This is a genomic window from Rathayibacter sp. AY1A3 (assembly GCF_002930975.1).
Lineage (GTDB): Bacteria > Actinomycetota > Actinomycetes > Actinomycetales > Microbacteriaceae > Rathayibacter.
In genome coordinates, this window is the sequence record NZ_PSTO01000077.1 from 1 (window position 1) to 2,357 (window position 2,357).

The following is a 2,357-nucleotide window of genomic DNA, read 5'->3' on the forward strand; positions in this document are numbered from 1 at the left end:
GCCACCGCGAGCACGGCCCGGCTCACCTCGGCTCCGGAGCTGGCCTTGGTGATGTAGCCGCGGGCGCCGGCGCGGATCACGCCGACCACGTCCTCCGCGTCGTCCGATCGCCGGCTCCGCCGCACGATCCAGACCACGAAGGCCACGATCAGCCCGAGCACCACGAGCGACCACAGCGTCCGCCCGGTCGCGGGCGCCCAGGGCATCGCCCCGGTGTACGCGCCGCCGAGCGACCAGAAGCCCTGCGCCACCGGCAGCATCGAGGCGAGCACGAGGACGCCGATCCCGGCGTGCACCCGGTCGAGCGAGCCGCGCAGCAGCCGCTCCACCGGCAGGGCGCCGTCCTGGTCGGGCAGCAGCAGCCAGGCCGCGGCGTAGAGGAGGAGCGCGGGCCCGCCCAGCACCGCGACGACGAGCACGATCCCGCGCACGATCAGCGGGTCGATGCCGAGCCGGTCGGCGATCCCCGCGCAGACGCCGCCGATCCAGCCGGGACGGCGGGGCAGGTCGAGGCCGCGCAGCCAGAGCACGAAGCGGTTCTCGGGCGCAGGGGGCGGATCGGCGGGGCCGGAGGCTCCCGGGTCGGGGCTCTCGGGGCCGGTGCTGTCCGGGCCGGCGCTGTCGGGTCCGGCCGCTCCGGGATCCGTCCCGATCGGCGTCGTCGCTGTGCTCGCCGCCTCCGTGCTGTCCGGCTCCGAGGAGCCCGGCGGGGTCGTGCTCTGTCCTGTCATGCTGCGAGTCTCCCGTGCGCTCCACGGCCCGGACCATCGGGGGAACCCCTGATCCGACCCCGAGAGCACCCCCGATCGTGCGGCCGACCTGTTTGGATGCAGGGGTGAGCACAGTCCCCGGCACCGCCGTCCGCCCCCCGCTGCAGCGGCCGCGGACGATGCTGCTCGGCGGGGTGTGCACCGCGGTCGCCGACCACCTCGGCTGGAGCGTGCGGAGGACCCGCCTCCTCGCCGTTCTCACGACCGCGCTCGGCGGGGGCGGCGCGCTCCTCTACCTCTGGCTCTGGGCGCTGGTGCCCCTCGCGCCGCTCGACTCGCGCGACGCGGATCCGGCCGTCCGCCGCTCCGCTCCCGTGGCCGGCCTGCTGACCCTCGCCGCCGCCGTCGCGGCGCTCGCCGTGCTGATCACCGTCGACAGCGGCGACGACGCCGACATCACGCGCGCGCTCGTCGCCGTCGGCCTGCTCGCGGGAGGAGCCGTCGGCTGGAGCCTCGGGCTCGACCGCGGCGACGCCGTCCGCCCCGCCCGGTACGGCTCCGCGGTGCGCCTCGCCTCCTGCGCGCTGCTGGTGCTCGCCGGAGCGGCCGTGCTCACCGGCCGCCCGAGCGCCCTCAACGCGGTGCTCGCCGTGGGTGTGCTGCTGATCGCCGCCGGCGTGCTGGCCGCGCCCCGGGTGGTGACCCTCTGGTCCGAGCTGATGGGCGAGCGCGCCGCCCGCGTGCGCGAGGAGCAGCGGGCCGAGATCGCCGCGCACCTGCACGACTCCGTGCTGCAGACCCTCGCGCTCATCCAGAACCGCGCCGGAGCCTCGAGCGAGGTCGCCCGCATCGCCCGCGCCCAGGAGCGGGAGCTGCGCGACTGGCTGTTCGAGCGCGACGTCCCGGTCGCCAACGACCTGGCCGCCGAGGTCCGGGCGATCGCCGCCGCCGTCGAGCTCGACTACCCCGTGCACCTCGAGGTGGTGGCCGTCGGAGCGTCCGTCCCCGGCGCCGCCGCGCTCCTCGCCGCGACCCGCGAGGCCGTGCTCAACGCGGCCCGGCACGCGGGCGGCGACGTCTCGGTGTACCTCGAGTCCTCCGTGCAGGGCGTCGACGTGTTCGTGCGCGACCGCGGCCCCGGCGTCGTCCTCGACGAGGTGCCCGGCGACCGCCTCGGCATCCGCGAGTCGATCATCGGCCGGATGGCGCGCGCGGGCGGCAGCGCGACCGTGCGCCCCGGAGTCGGCGGCACCGGCACCGAGGTGCATCTGCGGCTCCCCGCGGAGGTCGAGCGGTGACCCGCGTGCTGCTGGTCGACGACCACTCCATCTTCCGCTCCGGCCTGCGGGCCGACCTCGCCCCCGAGCTCGAGGTCGTCGGGGAGGCGGCCGACGTCGACTCCGCCGTCGGCCTGGTCGCCTCGCTCGCGCCCGAGGTGGTGCTGCTCGACGTGCACCTGCCGGGCGGTGCGGGCGGAGGCGGGGCCGAGGTGCTGCGGCGCAGCGCCGGGTCGTCGTCGCGCTTCCTGGCGCTCAGCGTCTCGGACGCCGCGGAGGACGTGGTCGGCGTGATCCGCGCCGGCGCCCGCGGCTACATCACCAAGGCCAGCTCCGGAGCCGAGGTGAGCCGGGCCGTGCTCGCGGTGGC

At 76.9% G+C, this 2,357-nt stretch carries 3 protein-coding genes; 2 read left to right on the forward strand and 1 reads right to left on the reverse strand.

Annotated features, from left to right (window positions below; genetic code table 11):
• The coding region (locus tag C5C10_RS17335; RefSeq protein WP_146082200.1) for a PspC domain-containing protein at positions 1–731 on the reverse strand (731 nt) is incomplete at its 3' end.
• Positions 732–835: 104 nt separating this feature from the next.
• On the opposite strand from C5C10_RS17335, the gene C5C10_RS17340 reads away from it, so the two are divergent.
• Entirely contained in the window at positions 836–2,008 is a 1,173-nt protein-coding gene (locus C5C10_RS17340; protein ID WP_104222840.1) for a sensor histidine kinase, read from the forward strand.
• Positions 2,005–2,357: response regulator transcription factor (locus C5C10_RS17345; RefSeq protein ID WP_146082201.1), on the forward strand; the 353-nt coding region annotated here is incomplete at its 3' end. The genes C5C10_RS17340 and C5C10_RS17345, both read left to right, overlap by 4 nt.